The organism is Kribbella sp. NPDC023855 (assembly GCF_040639475.1).
Classification (GTDB): domain Bacteria; phylum Actinomycetota; class Actinomycetes; order Propionibacteriales; family Kribbellaceae; genus Kribbella.
In genome coordinates, this window is record NZ_JBFAAA010000009.1 from 63,835 (window position 1) to 80,257 (window position 16,423).

A 16,423-nucleotide genomic window follows, 5' to 3' on the forward strand; every position below is an offset into this window, starting at 1 on the left:
GCCGGCTGATCAGGTTGCTTGCCAGAGGGAGAGGGCGAAGCGGTCCTCGGAGTCGGTCCACCAGGCGCCGGGGGCGAAGCCGGCCTTGTCCAGTTCCGCCGTGACCCCGTCGCGGCGGAACTTGGCCGACACCTCGGTACTGAGCTCCTCGCCCTCGGCGAAGTCGACCTCGAGCCCGATCTCCGGGATCAGCACCCGCATCGCCCGGTCGGCGCGCAGGTGCATCTCGATCCACTCGTTCTCCGGATCCCAGATGGCCCGGTGACTGAACGCCTCCACGTCGAAGTCCGCGCCGAGCTGGCGGTTCAGCACCCGCAGGACGTTCCGGTTGAACTCGGCGGTCACCCCGGCGCTGTCGTCGTACGCCGCGACGAGGGTGGCCGGGTCCTTCACCAGATCCGTGCCGAGCAGCAACCACTCCCCCGGCTCCAGCACGTCGTGGATGGACCGGTAGAACTCGGCTCGCTCGGCTGGCAGCAGGTTGCCGATCGTCCCGCCGAGAAAGGCAACCACGCGGGGCGCCTCGCCGGGGAGCTTGTCGAGGTGCTCAGTGAAGTCGCCGACCACGCCGTGCACCGTGAGCGCCGGATAGTCGGCATTGATCGCGGCGGCCGCGTCGCGCAAGGCCGACTCCGACACGTCCAACGGCACGAAGGTGGTCAGCGTGCCGTGGTCGCGCAACCCGTCGAGCAGCAACCGGGTCTTCTCCGACGACCCGGACCCGAGCTCGACCAGCGTGTGCGCGCCGGTCAGCTTCGCGATCTCGCCGGACCGGGCGTCGAGGATCTCCCGCTCGGCGCGGGTCGGGTAGTACTCCGGCAGCCGGGTGATCTCCTCGAACAGGTCGCTGCCCCGGGCGTCGTAGAACCACTTCGGGGCGAGCCACTTCGGCTCGGCCGTCAGACCGGCCCGGGCGTCCTCCCGCAGTGCGCGGGAGGCGTAGTCCGGAGTCAGGTGGATGTCGATCGAAGTCACTCTCGTCCTTCCATCAAAGGGGTGACGGCCAGCGTGCTTTTGGTTGCCAGGAGCAATGAGTGGTCGGGGACCTGCTCCCAGCCGGTCTCGGCCCACGGCTCGGAGCTGACGGCGACCGCGTCGGCCGTCCGCCTGGTCCACAGTGAGTGCGTCCAGGTGGTGGCGACGATCTGCTCTCCGTCGGTGAGCAGGATGTTCAGCCGCGACTCCGGTGCGGCCGCCGCGACGTCGCGGACGACCGATGCGACCGCCTCGGCGGCAGGCGCACCGGAGTACAGGCGGTCTTGGACGAGAGCCCACAGGAGGGCAGAGTCCATCGGTGCGTTGAGGGTGAGCAGGTCGGTGACGGGCAGCGACTCGGCCAGCTTGGCGACCGAGCCGGGCCAGCCGCTGATCAGTCCGTTGTGACTGAACAACCACTGGTCTCTGGTGAAGGGCGCCACGGCTGATTCGTTCAGCGGCGAACCGACCGTCCCGTTCCGTACTGCGGCCAGCACCGCGCTCGCCTGGATCGACGAGGCCAGTCCTGGCAACGACTCGTCGGCCCAGATCGGCACGCTGCGCCGATAGCGGACGACCGAACCGTCGACGTACCAGCCGATCCCGAAGCCGTCCGCATTGACCGAGCCACCGCCGCGCATGTCGGCCGGCGCCCAGCTCTGGCGGTACAGCGAGTGTGGTGGATCGATGACCAGTGTGGACAGCGGAACCGGCGGACCGAGGTAGGCCAGGTGCCGGCACATCAGCGCAGCTCTTCGGGGCGGGGGTCGCGGGCGCAGCGGAAACCGGCGAAGATCTGCCGGCGGATCGGGTAGTCCCAGTTCCGGAAGGTGCCACGGGCAACGATCTCGTCGGTGCCGAACGAACCGCCGCGCAGCATCTTGTAGTCGGTGCCGAAGAAGACCAGCGAGTACTCGTCGTACGGGAAGGCGCGGAAACCCGGGTACGGCTTGAAGTCGCTGCTGGTCCACTCCCAGATGTCGCCGATCAACTGCTCGACGCCGAGCGGTGACGCGCCGGCCGGGTACGCCCCGATCGGTGCCGGCCGCAGGTGCCGCTGGCCGAGGTTCGCGTGCTGCGGGCCGGGGCTCTCGTCGCCCCACGGGAAGCGCCGCGTCCGCCCGGTCGCCGGGTCGTACCGCGCCGCGAACTCCCACTCCTCCTCGGTCGGCAGCCGCTTGCCCGCCCACTTCGCATATGCCTCGGCTTCGTAGAAACAGACATGCATGACCGGCTCGTCGAGCGGCAGCAGCTCGCGATGCCCGAAGCGGGTCCGCAACCAGTTGCCGTCTTCGAGCTCCCAGAACCGCGGCGCGACCAGCGAGGCCTTCTGCACATGCGCCCAGCCGGCCTCGGACCACCACTGCGGATCCTGGTAACCACCACCGGTGACGAACTTCAGGTAGTCCCCGTTGCTCACCGGCGCCGTGTCGATCACGTACGGCGCGACCTGCACCGGGTGCGCGGGCCGCTCGTTGTCGAGCGCCCAGGGCTCGATCGACGTCCCCATCTCGAAGACACCACCCGGCACCAGCACCTCGGGTGTCGCGAGCCGGCGGCCGGGTGGTGGCGTGGGGGCGTCGAGCACTGGAGCGCCCGTCCGGAGCTGGTGGGTCGCCAGCATCGTCTCGTCGTGCTGCTGCTCGTGCTGCACGATCATGCCGAACGCGAAGGCGTTCTCGACCAGCTCACGGTCGCCGCCGAACTTCACGTGGTCCAGCACGTCGAGCACCTTGTCGCGCACCTCCACGACGTACTGCCGGGTCTCGGCCGGGCCGAGCAACGGCAGCGACGGGCGATCCGCGCGGGCGTGCATGAACGCGTCGTACAGCTCGTCGATGTCCTGCCGGACCGGTTCGCGGCCGCCGACGTCGCGGACCAGCCAGAGCTCTTCCTGGTTGCCGATGTGCGCGTAGTCCCAGACCAGCGGCGACATCAGCCGGGAGTGCTGGCGGACCAGGTCGTCGGTGTCGACCGCGTCGGTCAGCTGGACGGTCCGGGCGCGGGAGCGCTCCAGCTGCTCGGCGACGAACGTGCGCAGCTCCTCGGCGGTCAGCTCGGACAACTGGTGGGTCATGATGCTCGCCTTCTGTGGGTGTCGTCGACGATGCAGTGCAGCCGTTCGCCGACCTCGGTGATCAGGTCCTGATCCACTCCGGTCCGGCTCAGATTCGTGGTGGCCAGCTCGACCAGGTCGCGGGCGGCCTGCAGGACGAGCTTGTCGTCCAGCCCCTCGCGGGCCGCGGGGAACCAGCGACCGGCAGCCGGAGCCGCGGCGGCCAGTGCCTGGTCGGTGACGGCCGGGTCGGACAACAGTGCGGACAAGAGCAGAGTCGGCGCGATCCAGCCGTCCCCGGGCTGGGCGTCGAGGTAGCGGACTTCCAGATACCCGCGCGGCCGCACGGGCGGGAACAACGTCGACAGGTGATAGTCCAGGTCCCCGTACGTCGGTCTGTCGTCCAGTGCACCTTCTGCCCAGGCACCGAAGGTCAGGCCGTCCGGTGCGTCCCAGGTCTCTCCCCGACGCAGGCAGAGCACGGGTGCTTCCATCGCAGTACGGGCCCAGGCCTCGGCTGGATCGCCGTCCAGGGGCGGTGGTTCGGTGAAGGGGGCGCAGGTGCCGAAGGTCGCCTCGGTCCGGGCGGACGCCCATCCGGTGTCGGCGCCCTCGCGGTGCCGTGAGTTCGCGAACAACGCGACCAGAGCGGGGCCGAGGTCGTGCAGGGCTCGCCAGCGCAGTGCGGTCTGGTCTGCCTCGCCCGCGTCCAGGCAGACCTGCAGGCCCGCCGTGCTGCACATCATCCGTGGGCCGTGCGGACCGAGTCGCGCGAAGGCGCGTTCCATCGCGGCGTACCGGGGAACGGTCAGGATTCGGCGGGGCGGCCGGAAGGCGTCGAGGCCGTGGCGGCCGGGCTCGAGGCTCTCGGCGGCCAGCAGGCTGGTGAGTTCCGCGACGTCGGCCACGGTGTCCTCGATCAGCCCGGGCACGAAGGCCGAGGCGGGGCCTGAGATCTCCACCTGGCCACCCGGCTCCACGGTGACCAGAGAACCCCGGCCGAGTGGCAGTTGCGGGCTGCCGCGGACCAGGGTCGCGGGCGCATGCGCGCCCAGGGCCTTGCTCAGGTGGGTGGCGTCGAGGGGCCGGTGCGGATCATCCGCATGGTGCACCGTCCACTCCAGCTCGACACCGTGCAGCAACGGCGGACCGTGCTTGAAACACACCATCGCGACGTAACCCTCGGCCTCCACCCGGGAGCCGATCGGGGCCGTCGCGGAGAACTCGCCGGACGTGGTCACGCTAGCGAACCTAACCGCGTCCGGGGAGGTGGACAACCGACTGTGGGTTACCCCTCGGTGACGGGGCAGCGGCCGGCCGGGCCGCCCGGAACTGTGTCGAAATCATGATCGCCATCGTGCCGGGCGGCACCGACAATTCTTGTTCAGCCGGTCGGCCGGGGCATTCGTTCTGCTCTGAGCGAAATACTGGTGCCGGCCGGTTGTCGGGTAGGAAGAAGCTATGCACACCTACGACGTCGTCGTGATCGGAGCCGGAGCGATGGGCTCGGCCGCGGCCCGCGCTCTCGCGGCAGCCGACCGTGAGGTGCTCGTGCTGGAGCAGTACGAGCTTGGGCATGTGCGTGGTGGGTCGCATGGCGGCACCAGGCTCTTCCGGCTGGCGATCGACGACGAGGCCGAGCTGCTCCGGGCTGCACGGGCGCGCGAGCTGTGGGAGGAACTGGAGAGCGAGACCGGCGTGCAGATGCTGGACCCGGTCGGCGGTGTCGACCACGGTCTCGACGAACGGCAGGTAGGCGAGTCGGCGGCGCTGCTCGAGCGACATGGGGTCCCGTACGACGTACTGGCGCCGGAGGCCGCTGCTGAGCGCTGGCCGGGGATGCGGTTCTCCTCCCAGGTGCTGTACCAGCCCTGGTCGGGACGAGCCCTGGCTTCGCAGGCGTTGACTGCGGTCCGGGCGTCTGCTGGTTCACTCGGGGTGGAGTTCCGCCCGCAGTGTGCGGCGACCGGAGTACGGGTTGCCGGGGACGGTGTCGAGGTCGAGACGGCGGCGGGCGCAGTACGGGGTCGTCAGTTGGTGGTGACGGCTGGGCCTTGGACTGCTCAGGTTCTTGCCGGTGCTCTCGACGTACCGGCGATCTCGGCGTCCCAGGAGCAGCCGCGGTTCTTCGCGCCGGTGGATGAGTCCGCGCCGTGGCCGGTCTTCGTGGATCGGCGCGTGCGGGCGTACGGGGTGTTCGAGGAAGGGCACGGCGTGAAGGTCGGGCTGCACGCGACCGGGCCGAGGATCTCGCTCGACCAGCGGGACTTCCAGGTCGAACCCGCACGGGACGCCGAGTTGGCCGGGTATGTCCGGGAGTGGTTCCCGGGGCTGGACGTGACGCGGTCGGAGGCGATCAGTTGCCTCTACGACAACACCGAGCGCGGGGATTTCATCATCGACCGGCGCGGGCCGATCAGTGTGGCGGCCGGGTTCCATGGCGAGGGGTTCAAGTTCGTGCCCCTGGTGGCGCACTATCTTCGCGAGCTGGTGACCGGCGCCGGGTCCGCGCCTGAGGTGTTCAGGCTTTGATGCGGGGGCAGCCGCCGCAGGCCTTGACGTTCGGGAGGGCGTAGAAGAAGCAGCAGGATGTGCGGAGCTCCTGGTCGAGGCGGATGCCGAAGGCCTCGGCCGCGGTGGCCGCGTGCACAGCCTCCTCGGGGACCCTCATGGCGCCGCGAAGCTCGTCCTCGACCGCGCCTCGGCGCTGGAGAGAACTCAGCTTCACGCCCGGCTCGTAGGAGTCGGTGAAGGCCCGGGTGTGCTGGTCGACCTGGACGACCGCTTCTTCGAGGGAGACCGTCTTGTCGGACAGCAGGGCGACATCGGTCGGGTAGTGCGCGGTCGGATGCCTGCGGAAGGCCAGTGCCTCGGGTGACACGTCGGGAGAAACGCCTGTCAGTGCAGTGGAGAGGCCGGTGATCATGGACGGCACAGAGACGTACCACATCAGCACGAACATGGCCGCGACCTGCACTGGCGGCTCGATGTCGTACTCGCGCCCGTAGTCGTCCAGCAGCGCCGTGCGCCACGCGTACGTCGGATCGCCACCCGCCAACTGCTCCTGGAGCAACTCGGAGCAGGAGATCCAGTCGGGGCCGGGCACCGCGGACGCAGTACGGACCGACAGCCAGGACACCTCGCCGTCCAGCAGGTCCGCGAGGCGGCTCGCGGTGTACGTCATACAGCCAGCCTACGGTCCGGGACCACGACAGGTGCTCCCCCGACTTCCACCACCGTCGCCTGCAGACCGAACACCTCCCGCAGCAGCTCTGCGCTCAGTACCTGCACCGGTGGGCCTTGCGCGGCGATCTCCCCGTTGCCCATGACGACCAAGTGATCCGCGTACTGCGCCGCGAGAGTCAGGTCGTGCAGTACGACGACCACAGTGCGGCCGGTCGTGTGTGCTGCGGAGTGGACGACGTTCATGACGTCTACTGCATGCGCGAGGTCCAGGTAGGTGGTCGGCTCGTCCAGGAGCAGGTGCTGCGTCCCTTGCGCCAGCACCATCGCGATCCAGACCCGCTGCCGCTGGCCGCCGGACAGCTGGTCGACAGGGCGGTCCCGGAGCTCGACGAGTTCGACAGCGGCGAGCGCCTCGTCGATAGCGGTCTCGTCGTCCGAACTGAGCCGCGCGAACAACCCGCGGTACGGGTGACGACCGCGGGAGACCAGTTCGGCGGCGGTGATGCCCTCGGGGGTGACAGGGCCTTGGGGAAGGATGCCGAGCCGGCGTGCGAGCTCACGAGCCGGCAGTTGGTGGATGTCCTTGCCGTCCAGGACGACCCGGCCGCTCTGCGGAACCATCAGGCGGCTCATGCCGCGCAGCAGGGTGGACTTGCCGGAACCGTTCGGGCCGACGATCGCGGTCAGTTGCCCGGCCGGCACCTCCAGGGAGAGCCCCGACACGACCGGCTTGTCGCCGCCGTACGCGAGGGTCAGGTTCTCTACGTGCACCGGGTCACCGTCCCTTCTGCTGACGACCGATGAGATAGAGCAGGTACGGCGCTCCGGCTGCTGCGGTGACTACGCCGACCGGGAGTTCGTAGGGGCCAACCCGCAGTACTTCGAGGCCGTTGCGGGCAACCAGGTCTGCTGCTGTGACGAACAGCGCGCCGAGCATCGCAGTAGTGAGCAGTGGCGGTCTTTCCGTCTTTGCCAGCCGCTGGGCGATCTGCGGCGCCACCAGAGCGATGAAGGCGATCGGGCCTGCGCCCGAGGTCGCCATAGCGGCCAGCACGGTGGCGATGACGAGCAGGGCGATCCGCACTCGGGACACGCGGACACCTAGTGAGGAGGCCACGTCGTCACCCAGTACTAGCGCGTCCAGGTCGCGGTTGAACATCATGGCGACCGGTAGCAGCAGGAGGACGGCTATGCCGACAGGTGTCGCGTCGGACCAGGTCCTTGCGTTCAGGGACCCGGCGAGCCAGGCGGCCGCTCGGCCGGCGTCGGTGACGTCTCCGATCACCAGCAACCAGGCGACCAGCGAGTTGGCCGCTGCTGCCACGCCGACACCGATCAGGACGATCCGGCCCGCATCGATGACGCCGCGCTGGATGGAGAGGGCTCCGACGACGGCGGTGGCCAGCAGGCCGCCGATGATGGCTGCCAGCGGGATGCCTACTTGTGCGGCGAAGCCGGAGATGTTGCCGCCGCCGGTGCCGGCCAGGACGATCACAGCGACCGCTGCTGCCGAGGCGCCCGAGTTCACACCGACTATGTCGGGACTGGCGAGCGCGTTGCGGGCCAAGGTTTGCAGGAGGGCGCCGGAGACTGCGAAGGCGATTCCCACGAGCAATCCGGTCGCCACCCGAGGCAGGCGGAGTTCGAGCACGATCAGGCGAGTACCGCCGTCGCCGCCGCCCAGCAGCGACTGGACCACGTCAGCCAGCGGGAGTTTCGTAGTACCGACGCTGAGGCTGACCAGGGCAAGGGCAACGGCCAGTAGGGCAAAGGTGGCCGTCAGGACCACCGTGCGTGGGTTCACAGGACTACCGCCCGGCGCCGCACGACCATCACGAACAGCGGCGCACCGACAATCCCCAGTACTACGCCCGCTTGCACCTCGCCGGCCCCACCGACCAGCCGGCCGACCAGGTCGGCGGTGACCAGCGCGGCGGCACCGATCAGGGCCGACGCGGGGACCAGCCAGCTGTTGCGGGCACCGAAGATCCTCCTGGCGACGTGACCCGCGAGCAGTCCGAGAAAGCCGATCGGTCCACAGGCAGCCACCCCGGCAGCGGTCAGCAGTCCGATCGCGAGCAGCCCAACGAGCCTGGCCCGTTTGATCGACAGCCCGAGACCGGCCGCCACATCGTCGCCCAAGGCCAGCAGATCGAGGTCCCTCGCATTGATTGCCGCTAGCAACAATCCGATCACCGCGAACGGCAGCACCTGCCCGGCGACGTCGAAGCCACGGCCGGCCACGGACCCGACTGCCCAGAACCGGTAGCCGTCAAGGGTGTTCGCGTCCAGCAAAACGATCGCCGAGGTCATTGCCCCCAGCAACGCGGCTACCGCGGCTCCCGTCAGCGCCAGCCCGACCGGCGACGCCCCACTCCCCCGCGACGCCAGCCGCTGCACCCCGAAGGTGGCGATGAGCGCGCCGATCAACGCACACCAGACCGTCGACCCGACAGACTCGACCACCCCGACCTGCAACCCCAGCACCACCGCGAACGCGGCTCCAGCACTCACCCCGAAGATCCCCGGCTCGGCCAGCGCGTTGCGCGTATGCCCCTGCATCAACGCCCCAGCCACCCCGAGACAAGCCCCCACCAGCACCCCCACGGTCGTCCGCGGCAACCGCAGACTCCGCACGATCACATCCGCATCAGACCCGCTGTCCGCGGTGAGCGCATGCCAAACCGCGCCCATCCCAAGCCACCGGGACCCCAAAGCCAGGCTCGCCGCAAACACGACGACCACCCCGACCACCAGCAACCCCAAGGCCACCGGCCGGCCCACCCACCCACCACGCATCCCCACACCTTAGGTGACCCTTACCACTCTCCGGACAGCGGGCTTTGTTAGGTGAGCCTAAGCTTTGTGTCGTAGGGTTTGCTCACTTGATCTTGATGGGTGAGGAGATGCTGGTGCGCCGGTCCTTGGTGGGTTCGTTGGTCGTGGTTGCGGCCTTGGTGTTGAGCGGCTGTGGGGGTGGCGACAAGGAAGAGGGCGCCGCCGCGGCCGGGAGTGGGGACGGATTCCCGCGGACGGTCGAGCATGCGATGGGCAAGACCGAGGTGAAGACGAAGCCGAAGCGGGTGGTGGCGCTGGACACCAGTTACGTGGACGCCACGCTGATCCTGGACACCCCGGTCGTCGGGTACACCGACTACCGCACCATCAACGGGAAGCTGCCCGACTACCTGGGCGAGGACCGGACGAAGTACGGAAGTGAGGCGCAGAGCGTCGGCACGCTGGCGGAGCCGAACCTGGAGAAAATCGCCGCGCTCAAGCCCGATCTGATCGTCTCGGCGAAGGTGCGGCACGAGAAGCTCTACGAGCAGCTGAGCAAGATCGCGCCGACCATCATGTCGGAGTCCACCGGGCCGACCTGGAAGGACAACATCCGGCTCGAGGCGAAGGCGCTGGGCACCGAGGCGAGGGCCGAGGAGGAGATCTCGGCGTACGAGGCGGCCGCGAAGACCGTCGGTGCGGCGATCAACGCCAAGGCGAAGAACCCGACCATCTCGGTGGTGCGGTTCGTCGACGGGCCGACCCGGCTGTACCAGAAGGCCAGCTTCTCCGGCATCGTGCTGAACGACGCCGGCCTGGCCCGGCCGAAGTCGCAGGACGTGCAGGACTTCGCGCTGGAGATCAGCCCCGAGCGGATCAAGGACGCCGACGGCGACGCGATCTTCGTGGCCACCTACCGCGACGACAAGGGGGTCAGCAAGAAGACCGCCGACCAGTTCAAGGCGAACCCGCTGTGGAAGCCGCTGGCGCCGAAGGTGCACGAGGTCGAGGACATCACCTGGATGACCGCGGTCGGCCTGCAGGGCGCCTGGGTCATCCTCACCGACCTGGCCAAGACCTTCGACGTCCCGGCCCCGGCCAAGAGCTGACCCCCGGTACTACGAAGCGCCCTGGGTAGGCTCGGCCCATGGCATTGGAGCGTTGGCACATGGGGCCGTGGACGACCTACGGCACCGAAGCGGGTGCGCCGTACGAGCCGGGTTCCCGGCGCACCCCGGACGAGCTGAACTTCGATGTCGTGGGGTTGTCGCGGATCCTCGGCCGGCGGCAGTCGACGGCCGAGGAGATGCTGATGCGACGCTGCCAGGGTGAGCTCCGGCCGACCGATCCGCGGCTGTGCGGCGTACAGACCATCGCCGACGCCGAGCTGGCCAGGCAGCTGTCCGAGCTGGCTTCGATGGCCTTCGACTGGATTGCTCAGCAGGCGCCTGAGGGCTACGAGTTCGTCCGTACCGACGCTGTCCACCTTCGTCCGTTGAGCGATCTCACGGCGGAGGTGGTCACCGTCGATGCAGTGGTGCAAGCGGCGGCTGAGCGGGGCGACGCGCTGCCGGCCGACCGGCTCGCGGCCTCGCACGTACGCCGGTCGCACAGCGGCGACTGGTTCGCCGGGGATGCGGTGTGCAACTGGTCCGGCCCCTACCCGACAGCCGAGCAGGCAGCGGACGCAGTACGGGCTGCTCGGGTTGAACTCGCCAACCAGCTGACTGAAGCAGGTCACGCCGATCTGGCCGCCACCGCGGCCCGCTGGCCCGAAGTACCTATAGAGCCCAGCTAGCCACGAAGTAGCCCACCCCGTACGGCGCTGCGTGGTAGCCCAGATGTCCCCGCAACCCAGCCAGCGCGGTTGCGCCGGCGAGGACCTGCCAGGGGGCTCGTCCTGCGGCGTGGAGTTCGGTCGCCAGGTCCGGGTCGAGCGCGGCGAGGGTATCCGTGTCGGCGAGCTCCAGGGCGGCCGCGACCGTGCTGTCGAAGATCTCGGCCCGTGGGTGCAGGTGAACCGGGGCGTGGTCGCTGCGCCGGGCGGAGCCGTCGCCCATCACCAGCAGCGCGATCCGCTCGTTGCCTTGGGCAATCTCTTGACCGAGCGCGAGACAGCCGGCCGGCGTCTCGGTCGCAGCGACGGTGATCGAGACGCGCTGCAGGTCAGCCGTCTTGGTCTGCTCCACCAGCCAAGCACCGACTGCGAGCGACAGGGGCAGGACCGGCGTACCGGCCGGGGAGCCAACGGTCACGCCGGGGGCGCCGTACGGACCGAAGCTGCCCGTCGCGGTGGCGTCGTACCGGGTGCCGGTGACCGGACCCGAGCCGACGATCACCAAGGTGTCTGCGGCGGCCAGGTGTTCGATCGCGGTCAGGCAGGCTGAACGGAGGTCGTTGAGCTCCGGCGCGGCGCCCGAGGCGAGCTCGGGGATCAGCAGCGGCGGGTGGGGGCAGACCGCGGCGGCGACGACCGGCACCGGTGACTCAGCCCCTGCCGTACCGCAGGAAGAGGAAGCCGTCGTCAGCGGTGAGCACGTGGATCGGATCGAGCCGGTGCGCCTGGGTCGACGCGATCCCGTCCGTGATCCGGCGCGCGCCCGGACCGGCCAGCAAGGGGGAGACGGTCAGGCAGAGTTCGTCCACGAGATCCGCGGACGTCAACGAACCCAGCAGGTGGGGACCGCCCTCGCACAGGATCTGCGGCAGGCCGCGCTTGACCAACGCAGCGACCGCGGCCTTCAGATCGACGATCTCGTCCCCGCACACCAGTACGTCGGCCACCTCCGCGAGCGCCTGACGCTGGTCGGCCGAGGACGACTCACAGGTGATCACGATCGGCCGGACCGGCGCCTCGGTGAACACCGAACTGTGCGGGTCGAGCTCGAGTCGCGCGGACACGATCGCGAGCACGGGGTTCTCCGGCCAGCCTTGCTCCTGGCGCCACTCCCGCCGGGTCTTGCGCAGCCGCAAACCGTTGTACTGCTCGGCCCTGAGCGTCCCGGCACCGACCAGTACGACGTCGGCCAGCATCCGCAGCATGCCGAGGAGCTCCTGGTCGTCCTTGTTCGACAACCCGCCGGACAACCCGTCCAGCGTCACCGCGCCGTCGAGACTGGTGACGAAGTTGGCCCGCACCCGCGGCACCGACCGATCCGGTACGGCGTACGCGGCGATCACCTCCTCGCCGGTCATCTCCGTGCTGCTCGGCTGCTCGGCGGTGAAACCGCGACGCATCACACCAGGCTCCTTCGGGTGTAGGCAGGTTGTTTTGTCTCTTGCAGGACGGCGATCAGGGCGAGGGCCTGGCGAACCCCCGCGACATCATGAACGCGGAACACCCGCGCTCCCAGCCACGCGGTAACGCTGACCGCGGCCATCGTGGCCGGGCCGCGCTTGCCGGACGGAAGGTCGAGGCTTTCGCCCAGGAAATCCTTGTTGGACATGGCAACCAGGACCGGCCAGCCGGTCGCGGCCAGCTCGTCGACCCGCCGCGTCACCTCCAGCGAGTGCCAGGTGTTCTTGCCGAAGTCGTGGGTCGGGTCGATCACGATCGCGTCCCGGCGTACGCCGGCCGCGACCGCCTTCTCGGCCAGGGCCGTGGTGGTCCGGATGACGTCGGCGACCACATCGTCGTACGCCATCCGGTGCGGGTCGGTGCGAGGCGCGAGCCCGCCGACGTGACTGCAGACCAGTCCCGCCCCGACCTCGGCCGCAGCTGCGGCCAGCTCGGGATCGGAGCCCGACCAGGTGTCGTTGATGAGGTTCGCGCCGGCCTCGCCGACGCGCTTGGCGACGCCACTGCGGTAGGTATCGACACTGATGACGAGGTCTGGATGCCGGGACCGGACCTCGGCCACGAACTCGACCGTCCGGCGCAGTTCCTCGGTCTCGCTGACGTGTTCGCCGTAGCCGGCCTTCACCCCACCGACGTCCACCACGTCGGCGCCGTCCGCGACGGCCCGGTCGATCGCGTCGAGCGCCGCCTGGGTCGCGTAGGTGGCGCCACCGTCGAAGAACGAGTCGGGCGTCCGGTTCACGATCGCCATCACCGCGAACTCCCCGGGCGCGAAGCTCCGCCTGCCCAGCCGCAGTACCCCGTCGTCCGTCACGCGTCCGACTCTATCCACCAGCCCCCGGCCCGGACGCGAACCAGGGCCCGAGGGCGCTGCGCCGTGACCCACATATCCTATAGGATCTATGCGACAAGGTCGCCCACTGCCTAGAAACGGGTCTCCGCATGCCGCGCTTCTCCGAGGTCGAGACGTACGACGTCCGCTTCCCCACGTCCCTGCACTTGGACGGCTCCGACGCGATGAACGCGGACCCGGACTACTCCGCGGCGTACCTGATCCTGCGGACCGACGCCGGCGACGGGCTCGAGGGACACGGCTTCGCCTTCACCATCGGGCGGGGCAACGACGTCCAGACGGCGGCGATCGAGGCGTTGCGCGAGCATGTCGTCGGGCTCGACGTGGACGCGACGCTGAACGACCTCGGGGGTTTCTGGAAAGCCCTGGTGCACGACTCACAGCTGCGCTGGCTGGGCCCGGAGAAGGGTGTCATGCACATGGCGATCGGCGCGGTCGTCAACGCCGTCTGGGACCTGGCCGCCAAGCGGGCCGGCGTACCGCTGTGGAAGTTGCTGTCCGACCTGACGCCTGAACAGATCGTCGATCTGGTCGATTTCCGGTACCTCACCGACGCGCTCACCCGCGAGGAGGCGCTGGAGATCCTGTACGCCGCCCTTCCCGGCCGGGCCGAGCGCGAGAAGCTGCTCCGCGAGCAGGGCTATCCGGCGTACACGACGACGCCCGGCTGGCTCGGGTACGACGACGCGAAGCTGGTCCGGCTCTGCCAGGAGGCCGTCGCCGAGGGGTTCACCCAGATCAAGCTGAAGGTCGGCGCGGACCTCGAGGACGACATCCGGCGGATGCGGCTGGCCCGCGAGGCGGTCGGGCCCGACATCCGGATCGCGATCGACGCGAACCAGCGCTGGGACGTGGCCGACGCGATTGCCTGGATCGAGGCGCTGGCGCCGTACGACGTGTGGTGGGTGGAGGAGCCGACGAGTCCGGACGACATCCTCGGGCACGCCGCGATCGCGCGGGCCGTCTCGCCGGTGCGGATCGCGACCGGTGAGCACGTGCAGAACCGGGTGGTCTTCAAGCAGATGCTGCAGGCCGAGTCGCTGTCGTTCCTGCAGATCGACTCGACCCGGGTCGCCGGGGTCAACGAGAACGTCGCGATCTTGCTGCTGGCGGCGAAGTTCGGCGTACCGGTGTGTCCGCATGCCGGTGGGGTCGGGTTGTGCGAGCTGGTGCAGCACCTGTCGATGTTCGACCTGGTCGCGGTCAGCGGCAGCACCCAGAATCGGGTGATCGAGTTCGTCGACCACCTGCACGAGCACTTCCTGGAACCGGTTGTGATCAAGGACGGGAACTATGTCGCGCCGCTGCGGCCCGGGTTCAGCGCCGAGATGGACGCAGCGACCCTGGACGACTACCGGTACCCGGCTGGCAAGATCTGGACCGACCTGACTAAGGAGAGCGACAAGTGACTGATTTCGCCGGCCTCAAGGCCGTGGTGACCGGTGGCGCTTCGGGGATCGGCCTGGCCGCGGCCTCGTTGCTCGCCGCGCGCGGTGCCGAGGTCGTGGTCTTCGACCTGAAGCCGGACGTGCCCGCACCGCTGAGCGGGATCGCCGCGGATGTCAGCGACGACAGTTCGGTCCGCGACGCGGTGGCGGCAGCGGCCGAGCGGCTGGGCGGCATCGACATCCTGGTGAACAACGCCGGCATCGGCGCGCAGGGGACGGTCGCGGACAACGAGGACGAGGAGTGGCATCGCGTCCTGGACGTGAACGTCGTCGGGATCGCCCGGGTGACCCGAGCCGTGCTGCCTTACCTGCGGCGCTCCTCGGCCGCGGCGATCGTCAACACGTGCTCCATCGCGGCGACAGCGGGTATCCCGAACCGTGCGGTGTACAGCGCGAGCAAGGGCGCAGTACTGGCTTTGACCATGGCGATGGCTGCTGATCACGTCCGCGAGGGGATCCGCGTCAACTGCGTCAATCCCGGTACTGCGGACACGCCGTGGGTAGGGCGACTCCTCGACGTCGCCACCGACCCAGCCGCCGAGCGCGCCGCACTTGAGGCCCGCCAGCCGATGGGCCGACTCGTTTCGGCCGACGAGGTCGCCACCGCGATCGCCTACCTCGCCAGCCCACTGGCCGGCTCGACCACCGGTACTGCGCTTGCGGTCGACGGCGGCATGCAGAACCTACGACTCCCGGCTGCTCGGTCATGAAACTGTTCGAGGACGGCAACCGGATCGGGCTCGGCGGCGCTCCCCTGGCCGGGCTGTTCTCCCCCGTCGCCGAGGCCGAGGCGGTGGCGACCGTCCAGGCTGCTTGGGACGAGGGTTGGCGGTACTTCGACACCGCGCCGCACTACGGGCTCGGTCTTGCTGAGGAACGGCTCGGGGCCGGACTCGCGGGCAAGCCGCGGTCGGAGTACGTGCTGTCGTCGAAGGTCGGCCGGATCATCTACGAGGCCGACACCCCCGAGCCGGACCGCGAGGGTTTCGCCGTGGTCTCGAACCGGCGGCGGCGCTGGGACTTCAGCCGCGACGGGGTGCTGCAGAGCATCGAGGACTCGCTGCGACGGCTCGGGACCGATCGGCTCGACGTCGTGTTCGTGCACGACCCGGACGACCACTACGAAGAAGCCGTCGCGACCGCCTTCCCCACCCTGATCGAGTTGCGCGACCAGGGCCTGATCGGCGCGATCGGCTCCGGCATGAACCAGACGGCCATGCTCACCCGCTTCGTCCGCGAGATCGACATCGACGTCATCATGCTGGCCGGCCGCTACACGTTGCTCGACCCGGACGGCCTGGACGACGTACTCCCGGCCTGTCTGGAGCACAACGTCCAGGTGATCGCCGTCGGCGTCTTCAACTCCGGCCTGCTCGCCCAGCCCCGCCCGGCGGCCGACGCCACCTTCAACTACGCCCCGGCCCCACCGTCGCTGATTGAGAAGGCCAACAAGATCGCCGACATCTGCGAATCCCACGGAGTTACCCTTCCCGCGGTCGCCTTGAAGTTCCCGCTGGCACACCCAGCAGTCGCCGGCATCGCCGTCGGCTGCCGCAACACCGACGAGGTCCACACCAACGCAGCGCTCGCCCGGACCGAAGTACCGGACGAGCTCTGGCCAGAACTCAAGGCCACCGGCCTGCTCCGCGAAGACGCCCCGACGCCCGGCTAGTTCAGATTCTTCTGGTTGTACCGCGGCGGTGGCCGCAGCTTCGTCTGCTGCTCGTGCTGGTTGTCCGGTGTGGTCCCCGCCCACGGCTTCTGCGTTGCCGTTCGATGCCGGGGCGGGCGGGGCCGTTCGCCGGGTGGAGAGACCACCAGGCCGGGCT

17 protein-coding genes are annotated in these 16,423 nt (G+C 69.4%); 6 read left to right on the forward strand and 11 right to left on the reverse strand.

The features are described from left to right. Positions 1-9: 9 nt before the first annotated feature. Genes egtD through AB0F51_RS27545 form a run of 4 tightly spaced genes read right to left on the reverse strand, consistent with a single transcriptional unit; the run spans position 10 to position 4,272 of the window. Positions 10-975: an L-histidine N(alpha)-methyltransferase gene (gene egtD / locus AB0F51_RS27530; RefSeq protein WP_360284562.1), complete on the reverse strand. Its 966-nt coding sequence runs from the start codon at positions 973-975 to the stop codon at positions 10-12. Further along, complete coding sequence (gene egtC, locus AB0F51_RS27535) at positions 972-1,718, reverse strand: ergothioneine biosynthesis protein EgtC (RefSeq protein WP_360284564.1); 747 nt, start codon at positions 1,716-1,718, stop codon at positions 972-974. The genes egtD and egtC overlap by 4 nt, the downstream gene beginning before the upstream one ends. Then, the gene (egtB, locus tag AB0F51_RS27540) at positions 1,718-3,052 is read right to left on the reverse strand and encodes an ergothioneine biosynthesis protein EgtB (RefSeq protein WP_360284565.1); all 1,335 of its coding nucleotides are present in this window, start codon (positions 3,050-3,052) and stop codon (positions 1,718-1,720) included. The genes egtC and egtB overlap by 1 nt, the downstream gene beginning before the upstream one ends. Continuing rightward, positions 3,049-4,272, reverse strand: coding sequence for a glutamate-cysteine ligase family protein (locus AB0F51_RS27545; RefSeq protein ID WP_360284566.1), 1,224 nt, complete (start codon positions 4,270-4,272; stop codon positions 3,049-3,051). Before AB0F51_RS27545 ends, egtB begins: the two co-directional genes overlap by 4 nt. Before the next feature lie 220 nt (positions 4,273-4,492). Here AB0F51_RS27545 and AB0F51_RS27550 point away from each other — a divergent pair, with 220 nt between their 5' ends. Continuing rightward, a complete protein-coding gene (locus AB0F51_RS27550) occupies positions 4,493-5,563 on the forward strand; it encodes an FAD-dependent oxidoreductase (RefSeq protein ID WP_360284568.1) in 1,071 nt (356 codons plus the stop codon). On the opposite strand, the gene AB0F51_RS27555 is transcribed toward AB0F51_RS27550, so the two are convergent. Genes AB0F51_RS27555 through AB0F51_RS27570 form a run of 4 tightly spaced genes read right to left on the reverse strand, consistent with a single transcriptional unit; the run spans position 5,553 to position 9,016 of the window. Then, a complete protein-coding gene (locus tag AB0F51_RS27555) occupies positions 5,553-6,215 on the reverse strand; it encodes a (2Fe-2S)-binding protein (protein ID WP_360284570.1) in 663 nt (220 codons plus the stop codon). The two genes, AB0F51_RS27550 and AB0F51_RS27555, sit on opposite strands and share 11 nt — an antisense overlap. Further along, positions 6,212-6,988 carry an ABC transporter ATP-binding protein gene (locus AB0F51_RS27560; protein ID WP_360284572.1) on the reverse strand — a complete coding sequence of 259 codons (777 nt, stop codon included), beginning with the start codon at positions 6,986-6,988 and terminating at the stop codon, positions 6,212-6,214. The genes AB0F51_RS27555 and AB0F51_RS27560 overlap by 4 nt, the downstream gene beginning before the upstream one ends. 4 nt (positions 6,989-6,992) lie before the next feature. Beyond that, positions 6,993-8,021 carry an iron ABC transporter permease gene (locus tag AB0F51_RS27565; protein WP_360284574.1) on the reverse strand — a complete coding sequence of 343 codons (1,029 nt, stop codon included), beginning with the start codon at positions 8,019-8,021 and terminating at the stop codon, positions 6,993-6,995. After that, positions 8,018-9,016 carry an iron ABC transporter permease gene (locus AB0F51_RS27570; RefSeq protein ID WP_360284575.1) on the reverse strand — a complete coding sequence of 333 codons (999 nt, stop codon included), beginning with the start codon at positions 9,014-9,016 and terminating at the stop codon, positions 8,018-8,020. The genes AB0F51_RS27565 and AB0F51_RS27570 overlap by 4 nt, the downstream gene beginning before the upstream one ends. A gap of 95 nt (positions 9,017-9,111) precedes the next feature. Here AB0F51_RS27570 and AB0F51_RS27575 point away from each other — a divergent pair, with 95 nt between their 5' ends. Then, complete coding sequence (locus AB0F51_RS27575) at positions 9,112-10,104, forward strand: iron-siderophore ABC transporter substrate-binding protein (RefSeq protein ID WP_360284576.1); 993 nt, start codon at positions 9,112-9,114, stop codon at positions 10,102-10,104. Between the two features lie 38 nt (positions 10,105-10,142). Continuing rightward, positions 10,143-10,793, forward strand: coding sequence for a hypothetical protein (locus AB0F51_RS27580; protein ID WP_360284577.1), 651 nt, complete (start codon positions 10,143-10,145; stop codon positions 10,791-10,793). On the opposite strand, the gene AB0F51_RS27585 is transcribed toward AB0F51_RS27580, so the two are convergent. From AB0F51_RS27585 to folP, 3 genes are read right to left on the reverse strand one after another with little or no spacing between them, the layout of a single operon-like run. After that, a complete protein-coding gene (locus AB0F51_RS27585; protein ID WP_360284578.1) occupies positions 10,777-11,475 on the reverse strand; it encodes a class III extradiol dioxygenase subunit B-like domain-containing protein in 699 nt (232 codons plus the stop codon). The two genes, AB0F51_RS27580 and AB0F51_RS27585, sit on opposite strands and share 17 nt — an antisense overlap. A 7-nt stretch (positions 11,476-11,482) precedes the next feature. Further along, positions 11,483-12,232: a pyrimidine reductase family protein gene (locus tag AB0F51_RS27590; RefSeq protein WP_360284926.1), complete on the reverse strand. Its 750-nt coding sequence runs from the start codon at positions 12,230-12,232 to the stop codon at positions 11,483-11,485. Beyond that, the gene (gene folP / locus AB0F51_RS27595) at positions 12,232-13,107 is read right to left on the reverse strand and encodes a dihydropteroate synthase (RefSeq protein ID WP_360284579.1); all 876 of its coding nucleotides are present in this window, start codon (positions 13,105-13,107) and stop codon (positions 12,232-12,234) included. The genes AB0F51_RS27590 and folP overlap by 1 nt, the downstream gene beginning before the upstream one ends. Before the next feature lie 128 nt (positions 13,108-13,235). On the opposite strand from folP, the gene AB0F51_RS27600 reads away from it, so the two are divergent. From AB0F51_RS27600 to AB0F51_RS27610, 3 genes are read left to right on the forward strand one after another with little or no spacing between them, the layout of a single operon-like run. Beyond that, positions 13,236-14,555 carry an L-fuconate dehydratase gene (locus tag AB0F51_RS27600; protein WP_360284580.1) on the forward strand — a complete coding sequence of 440 codons (1,320 nt, stop codon included), beginning with the start codon at positions 13,236-13,238 and terminating at the stop codon, positions 14,553-14,555. Continuing rightward, complete coding sequence (locus AB0F51_RS27605; RefSeq protein ID WP_360284581.1) at positions 14,552-15,304, forward strand: SDR family oxidoreductase; 753 nt, start codon at positions 14,552-14,554, stop codon at positions 15,302-15,304. Before AB0F51_RS27600 ends, AB0F51_RS27605 begins: the two co-directional genes overlap by 4 nt. Beyond that, the gene (locus AB0F51_RS27610; protein WP_360284582.1) at positions 15,301-16,266 is read left to right on the forward strand and encodes an aldo/keto reductase; all 966 of its coding nucleotides are present in this window, start codon (positions 15,301-15,303) and stop codon (positions 16,264-16,266) included. Before AB0F51_RS27605 ends, AB0F51_RS27610 begins: the two co-directional genes overlap by 4 nt. Positions 16,267-16,423: the final 157 nt, after the last annotated feature.

Excerpts from the sequence above, each read along its gene's own strand:
- AB0F51_RS27600 (WP_360284580.1), top strand. The coding sequence starts at position 13,236 with ATGCCGCGCTTCTCCGAGGTCGAGACGTACGACGTCCGCTTCCCCACG.
- AB0F51_RS27580 (WP_360284577.1), top strand. The coding sequence starts at position 10,143 with ATGGCATTGGAGCGTTGGCACATGGGGCCGTGGACGACCTACGGCACC.
- AB0F51_RS27590 (WP_360284926.1), bottom strand. The coding sequence starts at position 12,232 with ATGCGTCGCGGTTTCACCGCCGAGCAGCCGAGCAGCACGGAGATGACC.
- AB0F51_RS27550 (WP_360284568.1), top strand. The coding sequence starts at position 4,493 with ATGCACACCTACGACGTCGTCGTGATCGGAGCCGGAGCGATGGGCTCG.
- AB0F51_RS27570 (WP_360284575.1), bottom strand. The coding sequence starts at position 9,016 with ATGCGTGGTGGGTGGGTGGGCCGGCCGGTGGCCTTGGGGTTGCTGGTG.
- egtB (WP_360284565.1), bottom strand. The coding sequence starts at position 3,052 with ATGACCCACCAGTTGTCCGAGCTGACCGCCGAGGAGCTGCGCACGTTC.
- AB0F51_RS27610 (WP_360284582.1), top strand. The coding sequence starts at position 15,301 with ATGAAACTGTTCGAGGACGGCAACCGGATCGGGCTCGGCGGCGCTCCC.
- egtC (WP_360284564.1), bottom strand. The coding sequence starts at position 1,718 with ATGTGCCGGCACCTGGCCTACCTCGGTCCGCCGGTTCCGCTGTCCACA.
- AB0F51_RS27555 (WP_360284570.1), bottom strand. The coding sequence starts at position 6,215 with ATGACGTACACCGCGAGCCGCCTCGCGGACCTGCTGGACGGCGAGGTG.
- AB0F51_RS27575 (WP_360284576.1), top strand. The coding sequence starts at position 9,112 with ATGGGTGAGGAGATGCTGGTGCGCCGGTCCTTGGTGGGTTCGTTGGTC.